Here is a 20011-nt window from a genome sequence, read left to right as displayed (position 1 = left end):
GCGAAGTCGAAGTGCGGGCTCAGACTGTCTTCGACCGCCGGGCGGCCCCGTTCGCTCAGACTGACAATTAAACTGCCCACCATTTCGTAAAAATGAGCTTACCAGGCTGTCACACTAAGCTCACCAACTCGTCACACTGAGCGTACCGGGCTGTCACACTGAGCGGAGTCGAAGTGCGGGCTCAGACTGTCTTCGACTACGCTCAGACTGACAATACCTACGCTCAAACTGTCTTCGACCGCCGGGCCTCCCCGTTCGCTCAGACTGACAAAACCTTCGCTCAGACGGACAATTAAACTGTTCACTATTTCGTCAAAATGAGCTCACCTTCTAGTCACACTGAGCCTACCATCCTGTCACACTGAGCGTAGTCGAAGTGCGACCGCCGGGCGGCCCCGTTCGCTCAGACTGTCTTCGACTCCGCTCAGACTGACAGCTGCTATAACCCAAAGTTCTTCGAAATACCAAAACCAGCCCCGCTACCGAACGATAACCCAAAGTTCGTGGCGGCATCCGCGCCTTTCACTTTATTGCTGCCAAAAGCCAGGCTGCCGAAATTGAAATTGAGTGCAAATCCATTTTTAAGGTTTACACCGATCGCAGGGAATAGATTTCCCTGAAAGCCATTGCTTTTCACACCGGCCGTTTTACCTGCTAAAACATTGGCATTGAACTGACCGTACACAGCAAAGATGTCGGACAAAGCATAGGCGTAACGAATAAATGGCCCTGCTCCAAATGAGGTGGTCTTCACCTCCGGTGAGCCGGATTTGGTATTGTGTGATGCCAGATTCACCCCGGCTGTCCAGTGATCGTCGAGCTGATAGCCAACGCCCGGCGAAATTGAAAATGTACTGCTTTTTACCCCTGTGGCGCTTTTGGCCGACAGCGCGTCCAGATTGCCGTAAACCAGCAGGGTGTTTTTCTGCGCCTCTGCGCTCAATACGGAACATAACACCATTCCCATTACCCAAAATACTTTTTTCATGATTGTTTATTGATGAATATGAAACTAAAAATTACAAACCGTTCTTTCAGGCCTATTGTTGGCTGTTAGCTGTTAGCTTTGGGCTGTTAGCTGTTAGCTTTTGGCTGTTGGCTCCACACACCGGCTCTGAAATGATTTTTCCAGTGGCCGATGGGCGCTTATATCCGGTGGCGCCGATGGGTGTTTTGAAACTTCTTCCCGGAACTCCGGGAAGAAGTGTTAACTACCTGACTCGACTTTCTCTATTGTGTGTGTGTGATGATTTTAAAAGGTGCTGCCAAGCGGCGGCCTGCATAGAGCGTTTGGCCATTGGCTGTTAGCTTATTGGGTTCTACTAAGAAAAAATATTTAAAATCATATTCTTACAAAGGGGAGTTTATAAATAATCTCTCTTGGCTGAACTCGCCGTGAACATCCGGCGACCCGGTACGAATTAATAGAACTGCCGTGCGGCTGACCGCAAAGAGTTATTGGCTTTTGGGGCACATGCCCGTCATACGGCTGCTGCCCTGAGAAAATACCGGCGGCCGGCTTATCTTTCGGCCGCCGGTTAATCTTGCTCATCCTATCTGGAGACCACAACTTTATGACTGGAAACCAGCCCATTAGAACGGCTCACCCTGACGATGTACATACCTGCCGACAAGCCTTTCACGTCAATGAAACCTGTTGCAGTGCTGCCCGACTGATGCACCGTACGGCCATTGAGGTCGTTGATCACCACCTGGGTTACCTGGCTGGCATCCCGAATGAAAAGCTGGTTTACAATCGGGTTCGGGTAAATCGACAGATCGGCACCGGCACCCTCAAATTTCAGCGACCGGATACTACTGTACGCAAACGTTTCGTCTTTGTCTACCATTTTCAGGCGGTAAAGGTTTTCGCCGTGCGACGGGCCGCCATTCACCGGACTGGCGTCTACAAAGTGGTAGTTTTTACGGGTATTACTCTCGCCATGGGAAACCACGGTTCCGATCCGGTTCCAGTTTTTCCCTGTAACGCTACGCTCAATCTCGAAACGGTCGCTGTTGGTTTCCTCGGTAGTAGCCCAATTAAGCTGTGCCAGACCTCCCTCTTTCCGTACCTCAAAAGAGATAAGCGTAACCGGTAAAGGAACGGTTACGGTAATGGTAGAAGGATTGGAAATTAAACCATTGACATCTTTAACCGTATAATCTACTGGAGTTGGGGTACCACTGAAACCAGGTATCGGCGTGAATGTGATTACTCCGGTAGCCACATCAACTGTATAAGTACCCTGGCCGGGAATGGTCACAGAAGTCACCGGATTACCTGTCCCTGGTTCAACCAGCTGCACTGTTGTGATGTCGATCGCCGAGGTACCTGGTGTATCGTTGGTCAGTACGGAAACGACGATAGGCGCTCCGGGTGTAACCCCCGTTACCATGTCATCGGTGGTAACCGGAGGTGCAGCAGTAACAGCGATCCCAGACGGGCTATTGTCATTACCAGTAATGTTTCCGGGTGTTTGAGGCCCCTGAAAACCAAGCGTGGCGTTGAAGAGCGTATTGCCGCTGATCACCATACCTTGCACGATGACATGAAAAGATTTACACTCACCGTTCACCAGTGGTGTGGTTAGCAACAGAATAATGGTGTTACCATTTCCAGTGGATGTACTTAGGACGGTAAAATCAGTCAAAGCAGACCCATCCGTGTTGGTAGCACCTGTAATCGTAACGTTACCGGGAACCGATATCTGCGGACGAAGTTTATTTGCCGGGGCATCGACCGGACTTGGATCTTCATTACATACTGTTACCAGAATGGGTGTTGAACTTCCCAGAGGAATGGACGGCGTATTGGTAATGTTGATACTTACATCCTGTGCATAGCTGCGGTTAAAAACCAGCAGGGCCAGAATTAATGTCAAAAAGCCTAAATGTTTTTTCATGATCTTACTTTTTAAGTGTGAAATAGATTATTAATTGGCTGTCACGGTCGTTACTACCTGGTTGTTGGTGAAGTTTACTTCTCCTCCGGATCCACTAATGATTGTAGGAGTAATATTCTGGGCATTCCCTGCGGGCACACCTGGCTTCCTTGTAATGTTGAAACCAATTTTTGCCTGTCCATTCGCTGCTATATTAATGCCCGTTTTTGCCGTTACCGTGATAAAACTTGCGTTTTCTGTAAAATCCCAGTTACTGTTTTCATTGGCGATGCCACCGAAAACGTCAGATGTACCGCTGCTTGTAGGATAGATGATCGTGAAAGCAGTAAGTTTGGTGATACGGAAACGGATCAAGCCAGTGGCCTCTACGTTGTTGATCTCATACAAATTCACAATAAAATCTCTGCTGTCTCCGGCATTCAGGAAGCTCAGCGAATTGATATCCGTTGTCGGCGTAAGATCGGGTACCACAGCGCCAAATGTATAAGCGGTATAGGTGTTTGGCACAATGTTGGCATTGGTCGTGATCGATCCTGTTGTATTGATATTACTTGGCGTTCCCAGCACTGATGTTACATCAAGCGTTGAAGGTATTTTTACCCATTGCGACAAGGTAGGGTTCCAGCCTACGATGGTCAGCTTTGAAGCAACACCTCCCGTTAAGGTTGAGATAGCACTGGCAGCATCCCAGGTCAGCGAGATCTTGGTAGCCGTAGCTCCGTCGATATCCCAGTACTCGATGTTACTAACCGCACCCAGTGTCATATCTTTGCTCGTGGTAGCAAACGGCCCTCCCGCCGGAAGCGCAGTGGGATAGGCAGAACCCGTAAACAAATTACTTGTAATGGCCGTAGATGGATCCCCATGGAAATAGGCCCCGCTTGTGCCATCCGCAGAAGCAGCGAACTGGCCCGCATTCCCGTTGTCGCCGGTAGGGAAAACAAACTGCCCCGCTCCGTACTTGCGTACATACCCATCCACATGACTGACATCCGTTACCCCGTTGGCCATAAGATTATCCCCGAAATAGTTCAGGTAACTCATTGTAGCCGTTGCGCGCTCGGTAAGGATCACACCGGGCTGGGTGCCACCTGCAGGTGTGGCAAAATCGTGGTTGGCGAAAAACGTCATTTGTGCACCGCCAAAAATGGTGGTATTGCCCTGGCTGCCTTCCTGGGCGCGAGCCTCGAATACGAGTGCCAACAGCAGCAACAGCATGGCTACCGCGATGATCTGGCCCACATCACGCCGTGGGCGCGACTGAATCTGAAATTTATTTATTTGATGCATTGTTTCGTATTGTTTGTGTGTAAAAAATTTGATAAAAATTGCGTTGCTGACGCTGATTTAAATAGTTAAGCATGGTATGAAATTCACCAACCCGAAATCGGCGTCAACCATTAATCTGCAATCTTATACGCATAAAAGGAAGAAACGACTGCGGCGAAAGTACCCCCAGAAGCCACCTGCGCACCTGCCCGCATCGTAAGTACATCTCCCGCGTTCAGCATGACAATATTTGATGCTGAGGAAGAGGTTGTCACAACATTCATTTGTGAACAGGATTGAGCAACAACACTGCTTGCGTTTACATATATTTGCAGACAAGCCGAATAAAACACCGGAATACCAGGCACCTCGTTATTGTCAAATTGCGTAGAACCAAAGACTTGGTAAAGTCCGGTAGCAGGCACTGTGAAGGCACCAGTTGCCGGATCAAAAGAATTCGTCGGATCGGTGATCTCACTCTGAAATACGATTGGAGTCATAATGGATGGCCCAACCGACTGCGGCATGTTCTGCCGAACATTTGTTTTTGCGCCAGCAAAAGCCTTTAGACTCACATTTTTCCAGCTTGCTCCCCCGGTTGCATCTGAGGTCAGTACCTTCCCATCACCCTCTGTACCATCTTTGATCGTCACCTGTCCTGTCACTTTATCCACACTCGTCTTCCTACCCGCCGTAGAAGCCTCTATTTCCAGGTTATTGGCAGGATCAATCGTTGTCGGATTGGTTCCGATCTTCACCTGGGCAAAAGCAGAGGACGCGCCAAGTAGCATGGCCGCGGCGATCATCATCCCGCCCATTGTTTTGTATAGTAACTGATTTGTTTTCATTGTTTTTAAGATTCAAAATGTGATTCTGATTTTTGAAGTTTTTGTCCCTGTAAGCGTATCGAGCGCTCGTATTTCGTCAGGGCTCAGGATGTGTTGGTTCACGACCGGTGATTAGCAAATGTCCCTCAGTAAAATCATGTTACAAATGCTCGTGCATCCAGATTTACACGCCCTCATCGCCTACAGATGGTATTAGTTGACCAAATCCATTTTATTGCCGGTTCGGTAAAGACAAAGACCGTGGAATGGGGTGAAAATATTTTATCTGGAAATCAATGCGACGTTTAGATTATAAGAGAAGAATGTTAAAGATTCGCTGGCTGATCCTAACGAAGGAATCCATCGCATGTCTACAACATCACCCACGTTTAAAGGAATAAGTGTCGCACCACTACCACCAACACCAGCGCCAGCTGGGGAATTTGCCACACTTATATACCTTGATAGGACATTGTTTACATAAATGCCCACATAAACCCCCTTAACATAGTTGCCAGTATTCAAGCTGGCGTAGGTTGTAGTAAATTCATAAATGCCTGCTGCATTTGCAGGTATAGTAAAGTTGTCATTTGTTAAATCAAAGTTGACATTTTTATCAAAATACTTGCCTCCAAAATTCACCTTATCGATAGCAAGATATCCCGAAACCTGGTTCCCTATATTGTAAACAGAAAACATGACCGGAGAATCCTGTACAGGAGGTGAAACCCAGGTTGCAACCCCATTCGCGTCAGAGGTCAACACCTTGTCCACACCTTGCGAACCATCCGCAATAGTAACCTTACCGGTCGTCTTATCAATACTCGTTTTCCTGCCCGCCGTAGAAGCTTCCACTTCCAGATTATTAGCGGCGTTGATCGAGGTGGGGTTTGAGCCGATCTTCACCTGCGCAAAAGCAGACGAAGAGCCCAATAACATGGCCGCAGCGATCATCACCGCACCCATGGTTTTGTATATGAGTTGTTTTGTTTTCATTGTTTTTGAAATTGTATGTGTGAGTTTTGTTTTTGAGATTGTAAGCGAAGCAGCTTGATATGCATCGTAAAGAAGTTTGTAATCAAGTCTACGCCGCCTGGCCTGACAGGAAACTTTTGTTAGCCAGGTACAACTACTGACTAACAGCAACGAACAACTTATTCTCGGAAAAGTCTACTGATCCACATCCGGGTATTGCAGGAGTTCCAACCCCGATCTTAACATTTGATGGATTACCGCTACCTGAATTATTCCATGGAATTAGGTATACTTTTACCGAGTAGGAGGCTCGTACAGGCAAGTTTTTAAGCGCTATCTTGTACGACTCGGTTCCGCCACCACAGCCTGCAAAAGTGCTTGAATGGGTGATCATATTAAACCCAACAAGTTCATAAACACCAGGGGTTGTTTTATCAACGTATATCCCAAAGCTAAAGTAAACGGCATCTAAGTTATTACCAACAGTGTATTTATCTGATAGGTCGATAGTTACATCGTTGACAGGATTGTCAATTCCAAAAGTTGCTATTTGATTTAGATCTGTCGCGCACGCAGATGGCTGCGTGCCTAAAACAGGAAGAGGACAACTACCAGGTGGAGTATAAGGAACACTGACAAGAACACCAGGAGTAATCTGGTCAAAGGTGGAGATGGCTGTCGCTTTTTGCAATGGAGCTAGGGCAACCCAACCAGTTCCGTCCCAGTAATATTCGCCTTTTTTGGCAATCAAAGTAGGGTAATCCGTATTGCTTGATGTAATACCTGTATTCGTATTATACACATGCATTCCGGCCACCTGAGTTCCTAACAGACCCCATGTTGTTGTATTAGACAGGGATACCCTCGGCATCAATAGACCTTTATTAGTGCTCTCAATTTCCAAAGCTGATCCAGCATTAATAACTGTCGGATTATCCCCAATTTTCACCTGGGCAAAAACGGAAGCGGAGCAAAATAAAGCGGCGGCAAAAATGCCGGCTTTAATGGTTTTGGCAGCAGCGGCTGCCCGAAATAGTTGATTTGTTTTCATCGTGTAATGTGTTCATGTAAATGATAAATTCTTTTACGCAGAGCAGGCTGCGCGCCTTGTGTTTAAGAGCTGCATCGAGGGGAGGGCCCTGCCAACACAGCTTGCCGGGAGCCGCCCGCTGCGGGAACGCCCAACCTGTGGTCATGGTGTCTGCCTTTTAGATGGAGTAAGGGTTTAAATGTTCATAAATATGTAAGTGTGTGTACGAGTGAAACAATTGGCAAGATGTTGTTCACCAGCAAAAGGATCGTACAAATATTTGTAGGCTTGTGACTGTATATGTGGGTTTAGGTAACACAACAAAATCTAAAAAAAACGCCATTCTGAGCTTGTACAAGTACTTTTCTAAACTTCATGGGCACGGCCGGGCCCCATCCTGTCAACCCTCCTCTACCTGCCCGCTCGTAATGATGCACCTGCCCCAAAATGCTACGAATCAAACCGAACCGAAGGGTTACGAGGGGAATTCTATAAGAAATCGAATTCCCAAAATCCCCTTCAACCGCCATTCAGCGGCAACAGGCCCTGAGATGCTCCAATCCACGTTTTTTTCTAAAATATTCTGCATAAGTAACACGAGAAATTAACGGTAAATAATATACGCAAATAGAATTTTTGGTTTACACTGCACAGGGCCCGGTCGGTGCGCTGAGATCAACATCCGGCAAGCCGGTAAAAAATGAATGATCTGTAAAAAAATTTTAAGAATTTTGGGTGGTCATCAGAAACACCGTAAAAACGGGAGACCATCGGAAGCGTAAAGTTTTTTTCATATTGGGCGGTTTTGTTAGGTGAAACAATTAGTGTGACAAAGTGTTGAAAACATTCACCTGCAGTGTGAATGACTACTGAGACAAATTTATATGACGACTATGAATTAATCATCCAATTAATCCGTGACGTATAATCAAAGTAGTACGGAAAATTCTATTAGAAAATACCGTAAGTTTTCTATAATTTTGGGTATACCAAATATCACCGTATGGTGTTAATAATACCAACCTACCTCATTTTTTAATCTAAAAATCAATGACTCCACATGTACTCATTATGGAAGACCACTACATCGTTGCGTCTTCAGTGGCTGACCTTACGAACAGTGTCCTGCCGGGCGCGGAGATCAGAAAAGCGGCTACTTTCCCTAAGGGGCTGGACCTGCTGAAAACCGGGCCGCCGGTGGACCTCATCATTCTGGACATGCAGCTGCCGGGCGGAGACAGCTATGGCATGGTGGGTACCCTGCGGGAAGTGCAGCCGGGGGTGCGTATTCTCATTTTCACGGCGAGTGAGGAACCCAAACATGCGCTGCACTTTTTCTCGGCGGGGGCCAACGGGTTTTTGTCCAAAACAGCACTGCCGGAGCAGGTCGGCGTGGCTATCCGTACCGTCATGGACGATAAAAAGTACATGACCGAGCAGGTACACCAACTGGTGGTGGAGAGCTTTTTCAAAAAAATAGCCCCGGCCAAAGTTTTTGATAACGACGTGCTCTCACCCCGGGAAGAGGATGTACTGGCACTGCTCCTGGAAGGAAAGCAGTCCACCCAGATTGCCCAGGACCTGAACATGAAGATCAGCACGGTGAGCACACACAAAACCCGCATCTTCGAAAAAATGCGGGTCACCAATGTGATCGAACTGTTCCGCAAGCTCAAACCCGAAGATTGACCCCCGCCCTGTGCAGGAACGAAGATATCAGGGCTGACGACCCTTTGGATAATGTGCGTTCATTTTTATCTACGAAGATGTCAGGGCTGACGCCCCTTATGGGTAATGTGCGCTCATATTTACCTACGAAGATATCAGGGCTGACGACCCTTGTGGATAACGTACGTTCATTTTTATCTACGAAGATATCAGGGCTGACGACCCTTGTGGATAACGTACGTTCATTTTTATCTACGAAGATATCAGGGCTGACGACCCTTGTGGATAACGTGCGTTCATTTTTACCTACAATGATATCAGGGCTAACGCCCCTGTGGGTAATGTGCGTTCATTTTTACCTACGATGATATCAGGGCTAACGCCCCTGTGGGTAATGTGCGTTCATTTTTACCTACGAAGATGTCAGGGCTAACGGCACTTATGGGTAATGTGCGTTCATTTTTACCTACGAAGATATCAGGGCTGACGCCCCTTATGGGTAATGTGCGCTCATATTTACCTACGAAGATATCAGGGCTAACGCCCCTCTGGATACCGTGCGTTCATTTTTATCTACGAAGAAATCAGGGCTGACGCCTCTTGTGGGTAATGTGCGTTCATTTTTACCTACGAAGATATCAGGGCTGACGCCCCTTGTGGATAACGTACGTTCATTTTTATCTACGAAGATGTCAGGGCTAACGGCCCTGTGGATAATGTGCGTTCATTTTTACCTAGGAAGATGTCAGGGCTAACGCCCCTCTGGATAACGTGCGTTCATTTTTATATACGAAGAAATCAGGGCTGACGACCCCTTTGGATAATAAAAATACAAGGGCGTTGACCCGTCCATTTCTAAAATGATGTCAGGGCTACGCAACTTTGGCAAATCAAAATACAGGGGCGTAGCCCTGCCCTCTTCGTAGCAAAATGTCCAATGGAAAGCATTTAGGGGCGCTAGCCCTGATATCTATTGATGATGCCTGGCCAGCGCTATTCCGTTGTAAAGATCAGGGTCACTTTTGCCCCATTCTCATTACTCACCCGCAGGTCTATTTGCAGGATTTCGGCCAGCTCTTTGACGATGATCAGGCCCAGGCCGTTGTTGTGGGGAGAGAGGGCTGAGGGTTTTCCGGGCTCAGCAGCAGCCACGGAGCGATTCTCCAGCCAATGGAGAATGGTTTCGGGGTAGCCCGGCCCGGTATCGGCCACGATAAGGTGAAGCTGATCCCGATGGCATTCGGTGTAGAAGTGTATCTGCCCCTTGTAGGTGTATTTGTTGGCGTTGTCCAGCAAATTATGCAGGATGATCCCCAACAGATGCGCGTTGGAAAATACGGAGACTTCCGGGGCTACATCATTGGCGCAGCGGTTCTCCTGCTCCACGATAGCCGGATAGAATAGCCTGATTTTCTCATCCAGCAGATTCCGGAGCGAAATCATCTGAAGCCCCACCTGACCTTCGTAGTATTGCGTTTTGATGTAAGTGATGATGTTGTCGAGCAGGTCGTACATCAATTGCGCCGACGAACCCAGGTGGCGCGCCGTCATGATGGCCTCAAGATAGGCCGTTTTGTCGATCAGGTTCTCAATTTTGACCGCTCCTTCGGCCATAAATTTCATCGGTGTACGAATATCGTGGCTGATCGACGCCACCAGGCGGGTTTGAATGCTCATCTGCCGGCTCAGATTGGCCTCGGAGTTTTTTAGGGCGATCATCGTATCTTCCAGGTTCTGGGTCCGGGAGCGGATACGCACTTCCAGTTCCTCATTGCGGCGGTTGAGGCTCTGGGTGCGCAGCCACACCACCAGGTAGATCAGTGCCCCAAGCAGTGCCACGCAAAACAACCTGAAAACCCAGGTTTCGTACCAGTGCTGCGGCACGATCACCACCAGCCGGGCGATCTCATGGTTATGGAGTCCAAAGCCATTCATTTTCCTGACCAGCAAAGTATAATCACCGGACGACAGCTCCTGGAACCGGATCACGGGATCGGCCGTGTTTACAGGCAGCCATTCATTTTCGGCCGGTGGCTTGTTGCCCGAGGACATAAAATAGGACAACCTCAGGTTATTATTGCTGCCAAAATAAGGTGTAACCGGGTGAAAGCCCAACTGGCGGGGATCCAGCGGAAGCCTCACTGTATCATTACGGATCATGCTGGTGCTGCCAGCCACCTCCATCCGGTCGATAAAGATTTTTTTATCAGCCACATCCGCTACAATGGCCGCGGGGTTAAACCAGACGAGGCCGTTGAGCGAGGGAAGGGAAATTTTACCGTCGGGCAGGGTGATGGCGCAGGGGGCGCACCCACCGTTGAATTCATTCGTATTGAAACCGCTGGATTTGTCATAATAAAGGTAAAAAAGGTTTGGCTTTTCCGTACCCTTTTTCCGGACGGCTTCGGCATAGTCCAGCAAATCCTTCCTGGCAAACTGAAAAAGCCCCTTGTTGGTCGGAACCCAGAAATAGCCATCCTTTGATTCGACGATGCAGTGTGAGGCGGTGAGATTTCTTTTTGCATCCAGCGGAAAATTCACTAGTCGACCATTTTTATAGTAAAAAATACCATCCTCATGGGTAGTAAAAAAAACAGCATCAGCAAACGGAGATTTATAAATACTTCTTACAAACAGGTGCTCTGTGCCAGCAATGCGTTTGTTTTGTCGGGAACCCAAGGTAACCAGATTCAAACCTTTTTTAGTCCCCACCCAGAGCGTATCCGGCCCCTGCTCCAGAAAACACGATACGGCATCAAAGCCGTCCAAGATAAAGGAGCGGGGTTCGGCATCGGGTTTTTTAAGGTCGATGTAGCCAATACCGGTGGTGTCATAACCAAGCCACACCTTTCCGAACTGTCCTCCATAAAGCATCGTTTTGTGCTTTGACGGCCAGGTTTTCAGCAATGTCTGGCCACCCGGCGAAAACTTGCGCATCTCTGTGAATGAAGTGGACCAAATATTCCCGGCATGATCGGTGAAGAGGTCGCCCTGGGCATTGATCTCCTCTTTTTTGATGGCGGGGGCAAATGTTTTGACCAAACTGCCCTCTACAGGATCTTTGTCCCCGCCAGACAGGCCAAGTATACTTCCTGAAACAGTCAGTATCTTATCTTTATGGATCAATGTCTGTCCGTAAAATATATTCTCCACATCTTTTTCCCCCGCAAGCAACGTCTTGAAACGGTTGCGATTGATCACAAAAAGTCCCCTGGTAATGCTCCCTAGAAAGAGCCTGCGCTGAACCGTATCGTAGTAAAACGCCTCGATGTTGTTTTTTTCAAAATCAAAGCCCTCCAGAATAAGCCTGGTGTGTATGGAGCCGTCCGACACCTGTTCCAGAAAATAGAATTTTTGATTGAGAAGCAAAAAAGACTGATCCGTGCTATTGTTCCAGTATGCTGTAAAATTCCGCTTTTGGGGCTTGTAATCAGGGTTGGAGAGGATATCTCCTGCAAGCCGCAGCTCTTTGCTTTCCCCAGGGTTGATCTGCTTTACATTTCCATTATTTCCCAGGCTGTACAATTTACCTTTCATTGTGAACAGATCCCGCAGGGGCGGACGGCGACCGGACACCTCTCCCACTTTTTTCCAGTTACTAAAAAAACGGATGAGGCTGTCCTCCACAACAAAATATTTGCCGGTTTGGAACGGAACCAGGATGGTGTACCTGAATGGAGACGTGGTTTCAAAATCCTGCAAAGGCCTTCGGGGTATACCTGTAGCAACTACGTTCCGTTTGCGATAGCTGAATATGTCAATTTTGCTGAATGGGAGTCGGGCAAGTACCTGTTCGAAGCCCGAAGCATCCCTTGTAGGGGCGGGGCCATCAATACTCATAAATTCAAATGAGTCATTATTAGTGAATATTTTTTGGGTTCCCCCTTCAATATCCGGAAAGAAAAAGTTGAACCGTATCGTGGAGAGCTTGGTATTGGATTTATCAAAGGTATGAAAACGCTGCCCGTCAAACCGAACAAGCCCGTTTTCCGTAATGAGCCAGAGAAAACCTTCTTTGTCAACGGTAATCCCCTTGACGCTGTTCTGTGGCAAACCATTTTCGTCGGTGTAGTTGACGACGGTGTACTTCTGATCAAACTGCCCAAAGCAAGTGTTATATGAAGCACAAGCAGCGAGGATGACCAGGCAGGTAACAATTCGAAACATGATTTGAAAAAGACACAGGATCCGTTTTAAAACGAATCGTTCAACACTTGTGGTAAAATACCAAAAAACCGTGTACAAGTATACGCGGATAAATTCAACAAAAGGATGAGTAAAGTCAGTTTTTTGTAATTTTCTGCATAATGCTGGGGGTTAGCTGTTAGCCATTAGCTGCTAGCTGTTAGCTTTGGGGGCTTTTCAAAAACGAATTGGTGAAATAACCTGGAACGAAGCTGATAGCTTTTAGCTGTTGGGTGTTAGCTCTCGGAGCTTTTCGAAGAGGAGTAGGTGAAATAACTTGGAACGAAGCTGATAGCTGTTAGCCATTGGCTGATAGCTATCAGCTCCGATTACTGCGGTTTTTGCCAGGGAACACGGCCACCCTGCTGAATATGCTTCATCAATGACTGATTCAATTCTTTGTACACCTCTGGGTGCTCTGCAATCACATTATATTTCTCCTCTTTATCATTTTCGAGGTTGAATAGCTCCATCGGCTGGTGTGGAGAATTTTTGACCAGTTTCCACTTGCCCTTCCGAAGCCCGTAAATCGACATGCCTGCAAATTCGGCACCACCCTCCCGTCTCGTAAAGTACAGATCTCGTTCGTCGGCTGGCATCGGCTTGGATGCGTCGAGTAATGTTGGCAAAAAACTTCGGCCCTGAATGCCTTTGAAATCCATTCCAGCAGCCTGCAGCAGGGTTGGGTATAAATCCATAGAAATATTCATTTGTCCAGATGTACGGCCCGGAGCAATACGACGCGGCCAGGAAATACAAGCAGGCACACGCAATCCTCCTTCGTACATACTTCCTTTACCATTCCTGACCGGCCCGTTGTTGGCCATACTGGGCAGATGCCCCCCGTTGTCGCTGGTGAACACGATAATCGTATTGTCATAAACTCCCTCTTCCTTCAGAGTTTGAATCACCCTGCCGATACCGTCATCCATGTGCTCTATCAATGCCACCAGCGCCGCCCTTTTTTCATCGATCCCCTTTTCACGGGCCTTCACTTTTTCGAGCCATTCCGCAGGGGGTTGTACAGGCGTATGCGGCGCATTGTATGCCAGGTACAAAAAAAACGGTTGTTTGGACTTCGACTGTTTTTGGATATACTCCTGAGACCATTTGGTGAACAAATCTGTCGCATGACCCTCCGGATCGATTACCTTGCTATCCTCCCGCATGTAGTTGATATTCTGCCGGCGATGCTTCCGGTAATCATCCATCATATCGCCCAGCCAGCCATGAAAATACTGGAAGCCACGTTCGTTGGGCGTGTTTGGAGAGTCAAGACCTAAATGCCACTTACCGATCAGCGCGGTATGATAGCCCCTTTTAACTAGCATCTCCGGAAGCATGGGCTCTGAGGGATTCAGGTAACCCCAGTTGTCCTCAGGGTAGGTACGGATAACACCTGGTACGCCCACCACATCCGGGTAGCAGCCCGTCAGCAACGCGGCACGCGTCGGCGAACACACGGTACAATTGGCATAAAAATTATCAAACCGAATGCCACTTCTGGCGATCTGATCAATGTTGGGGGTTCGAATATCGGTGGTTCCGGAGTAGGACACATCGTGATAACCCTGATCATCTGTCAGAATCAACAGGATATTCGGAAGTTTTTCGGGTGCCTCGGTTTGAGGCTGGTTGGATCTGGCAGCCATAAGCCCCATTACAGCCAGACCTACGGCGAGGGTAGCCAGTACATACAACGATTCTCTTTTCTTCATTGGTTTCACTAATTTCGGTTTGCGGCCACTGTAAATTCAGTGTTCTGAACAACTTGTAACAGAAAAGGCAGAAGTGTCTGAAAACTATTTATTCTCAGACCTCCATTGTTGCGGTGTCACCTGATACTCCTGCTTAAATACCCTTGCAAAATACCCCGGGTCATCGTATCCACACTCCATGGCAACGGAAGCAATGCTGTAGGCCGGATCGTGCATTAACGCTTTAGCTCTTTCGAGCCGGATCATCCGGATAAATCTGTTGGGCGAACACCCTGTTAATGCATCCAGCTTACGGTGCAGCTGCGAATGGCTCATGAATATCAGCCTGCTCAATTTCTCCACAGTGAAACTCGGGTCGTTCAGATTTTGCTCCACGGCTTCTCTTACCCTTTTCACAAAACTGTCTTCCATCGGACTACCGCTCATTGTATCCAACCGGGGCGTCGATTCCATGGCCCCCCGATCCGGTATACCTGCCCTTTTGAGATAATACTGTTGCAAATTTTTCCGCATCTCGAGTAACTTCCGTATCCTGACGAGCAACTCCTCCTCAATGAACGGCTTTTCCAGGTAGGCGTCAGCACCTTGTTGCAGGCCCTCCAGCTTACTGCCAATATCGGCTTTTGCGGTCAGCATGATGACCGGGATATGACTGGTATTTTCATTGTTCCGTAGTTTGTTCACGAGCTCAAAGCCGTCCACCAATGGCATCATCACATCTGTAACGATCAGATCGGGAATCAATTCTGTGGCAATGTCAAATCCCTCCCGCCCATCTTTGCCCACTGCCAGGCGGTATTCAGGCAGGCAGGACGCGGTATAAGCCACCACATCGGCGTTGTCTTCTACAAGTAGTATTAAAGGAGCGTTGGCATGATCACCTTGATAGGTTGCCGGTGGCATTGCAAAATGTGACTCCGAAACATGCGAAGTGACGGGATGCGTTTTCGAGCTATCCAAAGCATGCTCTTCAACCGGTGAAACCTTATGAAACAAAAGTGTTACGATGAACTCACTGCCTTTATGAGCGCCGGAGGGGGGGCTCTTCACCACAATTTCGCCCTCCATTAACCTGACAAGCTCTTTTGTCAACGCCAGACCTATACCGGTACCCTCCATTTTACGGGTATGACTATTATCGAGCTGGTAAAAACGGTCAAAAACATAGGCCAACTGGTCCTCGGGAATGCCTATACCCGTATCTTTTACTTTAATGATCAGCGAGCAATGGTCGGTAAGGGCGGTTTGCGAACCTTCGGTCACACTGATGTAAATATTCCCCTTCTGCGGGGTGAACTTGATGGCGTTGGAAAGCAGGTTGGACACGATCTGTTTCAATTTCTCCTGATCATATTCGATGTACAGCACATCCAGATCGGTAAGAAAATGCAACTGCTTCTGTTGACTTTCGGCCAGTGAATGAAAGGATTCTACCACATAACGCAGAAAGTGGATCACATCGCCATGTGTCACTAGTAACTGCATTTTACCGGTTTCCAGCTTGGAAAGATCAAGCATCTGATTGACCAGATTCAACAGGCTGCGGCCATTACGCACGATCATGTCCATGCGGGTCTCAAATTGCTCTCCGGGCTTATCGATCACCTGCCTGGCCATCCCCAGAATAACCGTGAGGGGCGTGCGGAATTCGTGGGTGATGTTGGTATAGAGCTGTGTTTTAACAGTATCCAGCTCTTTCACTCTTTTGGCTTCCAGCTGTTCAAAGTTTAACAGTGATTCCAGTCTCGCCTTTTTTACATTAAAATTCAGATAAGCTCTGATCGCCAGTGCTACCAACAAAACATATATTACATAGGCCCACCAGCTTCTCCACCAGGGAGGCAGCACGTTTATTTTCAATTCAACAGTTTTGTCGCTCCATATCCCCTGGCTATTGCTTCCCTGCACCTTAAAAGTGTAACTTCCCGCTGGCAGGTGCAGGTAAGTGGCTGTTCGCCGGGTACCGCTTTCTACCCATTCTTTATCAATTCCCTCCAGCTGGTAGCGGTATTTGTTTTGCTGCGGTCCGGTAAAATCGAGGGAAGAAAACTCAAAAGTTACCACGTCCTGGAGATACGTAAGTGTGATAGACTTTGTGGTCTCAATCGTTTCCTTTAAAACCCCGGTTTCGTCACCGGGTGCAAGCATTTTATTGCCGATCAGAATGCCTGTGATAAATACATTGGGCGTAAAGTTGGAAGCCAGCACTTTTTCAGGATTAAAAATATTCATACCGTTTACACCACCAAATACAAGATCGCCATTGGCTAATTTGCACAAAGCATTGGTGTTAAACTCGTCGGCCTGTAAGCCATCGCTGGTGCTGAATACCCTGACAACCGGTTGCTCGCCTACTCTTCCCTTAAGTATGCAGAATAGCCCTTTGTTGGTACTCCCCCAGATATTACCCGCTTTATCGGCCATGACCCCATATACCACATCGTTGGGCAATCCCTGCCGGGTGGTGTAATGAACGAACGTCCCGGTTGATTTTCGCATGCGATTAAGGCCCCCGCCTTTGGTGCTGACCCACAAATAACCGGGGTTGGCGGGATCGTCCATGAACCACGACACGTAGTTATAACTTAATGACTGGCTGTTTCCAGGAATATTTTTATACCAGTTTACCTGTGGTGATGCTGCACCTTCCTCAAATTCCAATCTTGCAAAGCCATGTTCGGTACCCAGCCAGAAAACGCCCTCTGAGTCTTCGTAAAATGCGTTGGTCTGGGTGAGCGCCGAAGTGCCGGTATACTGGCTGATGTTTATGTTAAATTTTGATAGTTTACCAGTTGCCGGGTCAACGCTTGCCAGTGAGCCATCAGCGCCGCAAATCCAGATGCAATTGCTGTGGTCTTCCATTAATGGCTGTAGCTGATCTGTAATTGCCCGATTTACTGGTTCATCGTAAATAGCGACCCGTTTACTGTCCGAAGTATACCTGAATAACTTACGGAGGCCACCCCAGTATAACCAGTAGTCGCCATTTTTTGCCTTCACTACATTGGTATATGCGGGAGCGTCGATGATGAGGGACTTCACCGGATTAATCAGTTCTTTTCCTTCCGATGACATCAACTTGGCATCCCGCCATCCCTGCACATAAATCATATTGTTACGCCAGACCGTCAGCCGCTGTATGCTCATATTGGGCAGTATCGGGTTGAAACGGCTATTCCGTATTTGAAATTTGTAAATGCCGTGCCCCATTGTCCCAACCCACAGTACACCGGATCTGTCTAGTAACAGGCACTTTATATTTTGATCCTTTACACTGGTTCTGATATTCCGGGCAAATACATCATTCATGTTATCCCTGGCTTTTATGCCAGTGAAATCGTATTGATTACAACCCGATGCACCCATCTTCAAAGGAAAACGATTGCCGAGCTTCAGTGCGCCATTTTTTTCGTTACCAATGATATCAGCATTCAATTGCCCTGTGGAATCAATCAGTTCCGCTCTCACTACCGGAAATACCATCGGCCCCAATGCCTGGCTGAATTTTATCGAAAGGAATTTACCTGTTTTTTCTACAAGGCCCGTAAAACGTTGCCCATCGTACAAAAGCCCGAAGCTGCTTGTGGTAGGATTGAAAACATAAATACGATCATCCGTAAACCCTACCCAGACAAACCCCTTATCATCCTTTCCTATTCCTAAAACGGTCCGGTTTTCGGGCACCTTCAGTGTACTGATTACGGGACTGCCGGCATCGGGTAGCGAAATCATGCTTAGCTTACCTCCCTGCGGGTATAGTAATATCCTTCCATCGGGGAGTTCTACCATGGCAGATTCGATACGATTACTGGATAATGTGGAGGTGTTACCAGGTTTTTGCATGATCCGCAGGAAACGTCCCGACTTTTTGTTGTAAACATTCACCCCGCCGTCATAGGTACCAATCCAAAGGCGGCCCTTGCTGTCTTCCAGCAAATTGCTGATGGAATTACTGCTGATGGAAGTAGAATCCTGGGGATTGGTGGTAAAAGTTTTGAAAGTATAACCATCAAACCTGTTCAGCCCACCCTTGGTGGCGATCCAGATAAAACCCTCCCGATCCTGAAGCATATCGTTGATGAGCCCCTGCGAAAGTCCCTGGGCGGTGGATATGACCTCAAAGCCTGCATGGATTTGTGCGGAGACAGCACCTCCGCAAACAGAAAAAAGAAGAGAAAATAAGACCGAAAAACAGAGGAGTTTGCACATCCCTATAAAGATAATCTCCTCTGGTTATTATGCCTTATTCATTTGCAAGGTTTTTGACCATATTTCAGTAAAAAGCCGAATTTGTCCGGATGCTGCACAATTTGTCCGGATTAAAGATGGAAATGTTGCATGGAAAGCAGAAAAACTCCTCATAAAAACGGCCACTTCATGCAGACCTTTGGAGGACATTACACACGCGATTAATTCTCCTGATTGCTTAAGACTACACAGGCTATCCGGTAAGGTTCATTGCGCCAAATGTTAAATCCATTTACTACAACGAAAATGAAAAAACTTCTGCTCCTCTCCCTTGCCTTTTCAGGCATGATCACCGCCTTTGCTCAGAAAAAGGAAAATGGGATCGTTTACCACGAACATCCGGCCATTAACCTGGTAGACGAGTTCATAAAAGCCACTGTAAGTGGTGATTCAGCAAAAATGGCAGGCTATCTGACCGAGGACTTTAAGTCTTTCAACGGTACAGGCAGCACATACAACGATCCGGGAACAGCCAAATTACCATTCCTTAAACTGGCAATGCGTTACAAACGCGAACTGGATTATTATGCAATAGATCCTTATCCAGGATCTTATCCGGATGCCGTAGAATACAAAAAGGATAATAAAGATGGGGAAGTATGGGTGCAAACCTGGACTCTTTTAAAAGGTGTTCATAAGGCGACGGGCGTAAAACTGGACGCCGCCGCACACCGCCTGTACAAGCTTACTAAGGACAGCAAAATCAAAACCATCATCAATTACAGCAATGGCAAAGTACTGGACGAGATCGGGGAAAGTCATTCGAACAGGACCAACGGAAAAATCTTTAATCACCACGAGAATATCAATACCGTACGTAAAGCTACATATGCATTTGAAAAAGGTGATCTCGACAAATCCCTCAGCTACTACAGCAGCGATGCCCGGTTTACAGATATCAACAGTGAATTAGGGAAATCGGCCACTACAAAGGAAATAAAGGTTGCCTGGCAGAAATTCCTGAACGATTTCGAAATTAAAAGCATAGACATGATCGGCTATCCCGATTACCTGGAATATGAAATGGATAATGGCCGCGAAGTACTATCCTGGTGGAAATACAACCTGGTGCGCAAATCAGATAAAAAAGAGATTGTGGTGCCGATGCATTTCAGCAACAGCTTTGATGAAAACGGAAAGATCGTCGCTGAAGTTGCCTATTACAGTGAGTCCTTGCTGACCAAATAA

Annotated in this window: 12 protein-coding genes; 3 read left to right on the top strand and 9 right to left on the bottom strand. The window is 47.4% G+C overall.

Features of this window, described 5'->3' with window-relative positions:
* Positions 1-439 precede the first annotated feature (439 nt).
* Entirely contained in the window at positions 440-988 is a 549-nt protein-coding gene (locus DYADSP32_RS27765) for an outer membrane beta-barrel protein (RefSeq protein ID WP_149239709.1), read from the bottom strand.
* 2 nt (positions 989-990) lie between these two features.
* On the opposite strand from DYADSP32_RS27765, the gene DYADSP32_RS27760 reads away from it, so the two are divergent.
* Positions 991-1308, top strand: a complete 318-nt coding sequence (locus DYADSP32_RS27760; RefSeq protein WP_149239710.1) for a hypothetical protein — start codon at positions 991-993, stop codon at positions 1306-1308.
* A gap of 245 nt (positions 1309-1553) precedes the next feature.
* On the opposite strand, the gene DYADSP32_RS27755 is transcribed toward DYADSP32_RS27760, so the two are convergent.
* The 5 genes from DYADSP32_RS27755 to DYADSP32_RS27735 form a co-directional block, all read right to left on the bottom strand.
* Entirely contained in the window at positions 1554-2903 is a 1350-nt protein-coding gene (locus tag DYADSP32_RS27755; protein ID WP_149239711.1) for a T9SS type A sorting domain-containing protein, read from the bottom strand.
* A gap of 30 nt (positions 2904-2933) precedes the next feature.
* Positions 2934-4193, bottom strand: coding sequence for a hypothetical protein (locus DYADSP32_RS27750; protein ID WP_149239712.1), 1260 nt, complete (start codon positions 4191-4193; stop codon positions 2934-2936).
* 110 nt (positions 4194-4303) lie between these two features.
* Positions 4304-5020: a C1q-like domain-containing protein gene (locus DYADSP32_RS27745; protein ID WP_149239713.1), complete on the bottom strand. Its 717-nt coding sequence runs from the start codon at positions 5018-5020 to the stop codon at positions 4304-4306.
* Positions 5021-5281: 261 nt separating this feature from the next.
* The gene (locus DYADSP32_RS27740; RefSeq protein ID WP_149239714.1) at positions 5282-5995 is read right to left on the bottom strand and encodes a hypothetical protein; all 714 of its coding nucleotides are present in this window, start codon (positions 5993-5995) and stop codon (positions 5282-5284) included.
* A gap of 133 nt (positions 5996-6128) precedes the next feature.
* Positions 6129-7025: a hypothetical protein gene (locus tag DYADSP32_RS27735; protein WP_149239715.1), complete on the bottom strand. Its 897-nt coding sequence runs from the start codon at positions 7023-7025 to the stop codon at positions 6129-6131.
* 1029 nt (positions 7026-8054) lie between these two features.
* Here DYADSP32_RS27735 and DYADSP32_RS27730 point away from each other — a divergent pair.
* Positions 8055-8693, top strand: a complete 639-nt coding sequence (locus DYADSP32_RS27730; protein WP_149239716.1) for a response regulator transcription factor — start codon at positions 8055-8057, stop codon at positions 8691-8693.
* Between the two features lie 972 nt (positions 8694-9665).
* Here DYADSP32_RS27730 and DYADSP32_RS27725 read toward each other — a convergent pair.
* From DYADSP32_RS27725 to DYADSP32_RS27715, 3 genes are all read right to left on the bottom strand, one after another.
* Entirely contained in the window at positions 9666-12839 is a 3174-nt protein-coding gene (locus DYADSP32_RS27725) for a sensor histidine kinase (RefSeq protein WP_149239717.1), read from the bottom strand.
* Between the two features lie 347 nt (positions 12840-13186).
* Entirely contained in the window at positions 13187-14575 is a 1389-nt protein-coding gene (locus tag DYADSP32_RS27720) for a sulfatase-like hydrolase/transferase (protein ID WP_149239718.1), read from the bottom strand.
* 84 nt (positions 14576-14659) lie between these two features.
* Positions 14660-18784: a hybrid sensor histidine kinase/response regulator transcription factor gene (locus tag DYADSP32_RS27715; RefSeq protein ID WP_149239719.1), complete on the bottom strand. Its 4125-nt coding sequence runs from the start codon at positions 18782-18784 to the stop codon at positions 14660-14662.
* Positions 18785-19069: 285 nt separating this feature from the next.
* On the opposite strand from DYADSP32_RS27715, the gene DYADSP32_RS27710 reads away from it, so the two are divergent.
* Positions 19070-20011, top strand: coding sequence for a nuclear transport factor 2 family protein (locus DYADSP32_RS27710; protein WP_149239720.1), 942 nt, complete (start codon positions 19070-19072; stop codon positions 20009-20011).

Source organism: Dyadobacter sp. 32 (genome assembly GCF_902506755.1).
Classification (GTDB): domain Bacteria; phylum Bacteroidota; class Bacteroidia; order Cytophagales; family Spirosomataceae; genus Dyadobacter.
This window is presented reverse-complemented; position numbering and strand designations above follow the sequence as displayed.

Bases quoted from the DNA above. Each gene is read 5' to 3' on its own strand.
- DYADSP32_RS27765 (WP_149239709.1), bottom strand. From the start codon at position 988: ATGAAAAAAGTATTTTGGGTAATGGGAATGGTGTTATGTTCCGTATTG.
- DYADSP32_RS27755 (WP_149239711.1), bottom strand. From the start codon at position 2,903: ATGAAAAAACATTTAGGCTTTTTGACATTAATTCTGGCCCTGCTGGTT.
- DYADSP32_RS27750 (WP_149239712.1), bottom strand. From the start codon at position 4,193: ATGCATCAAATAAATAAATTTCAGATTCAGTCGCGCCCACGGCGTGAT.
- DYADSP32_RS27745 (WP_149239713.1), bottom strand. From the start codon at position 5,020: ATGAAAACAAATCAGTTACTATACAAAACAATGGGCGGGATGATGATC.
- DYADSP32_RS27740 (WP_149239714.1), bottom strand. From the start codon at position 5,995: ATGAAAACAAAACAACTCATATACAAAACCATGGGTGCGGTGATGATC.
- DYADSP32_RS27735 (WP_149239715.1), bottom strand. From the start codon at position 7,025: ATGAAAACAAATCAACTATTTCGGGCAGCCGCTGCTGCCAAAACCATT.
- DYADSP32_RS27730 (WP_149239716.1), top strand. From the start codon at position 8,055: ATGACTCCACATGTACTCATTATGGAAGACCACTACATCGTTGCGTCT.
- DYADSP32_RS27725 (WP_149239717.1), bottom strand. From the start codon at position 12,839: ATGTTTCGAATTGTTACCTGCCTGGTCATCCTCGCTGCTTGTGCTTCA.
- DYADSP32_RS27720 (WP_149239718.1), bottom strand. From the start codon at position 14,575: ATGAAGAAAAGAGAATCGTTGTATGTACTGGCTACCCTCGCCGTAGGT.
- DYADSP32_RS27715 (WP_149239719.1), bottom strand. From the start codon at position 18,784: ATGTGCAAACTCCTCTGTTTTTCGGTCTTATTTTCTCTTCTTTTTTCT.
- DYADSP32_RS27710 (WP_149239720.1), top strand. From the start codon at position 19,070: ATGAAAAAACTTCTGCTCCTCTCCCTTGCCTTTTCAGGCATGATCACC.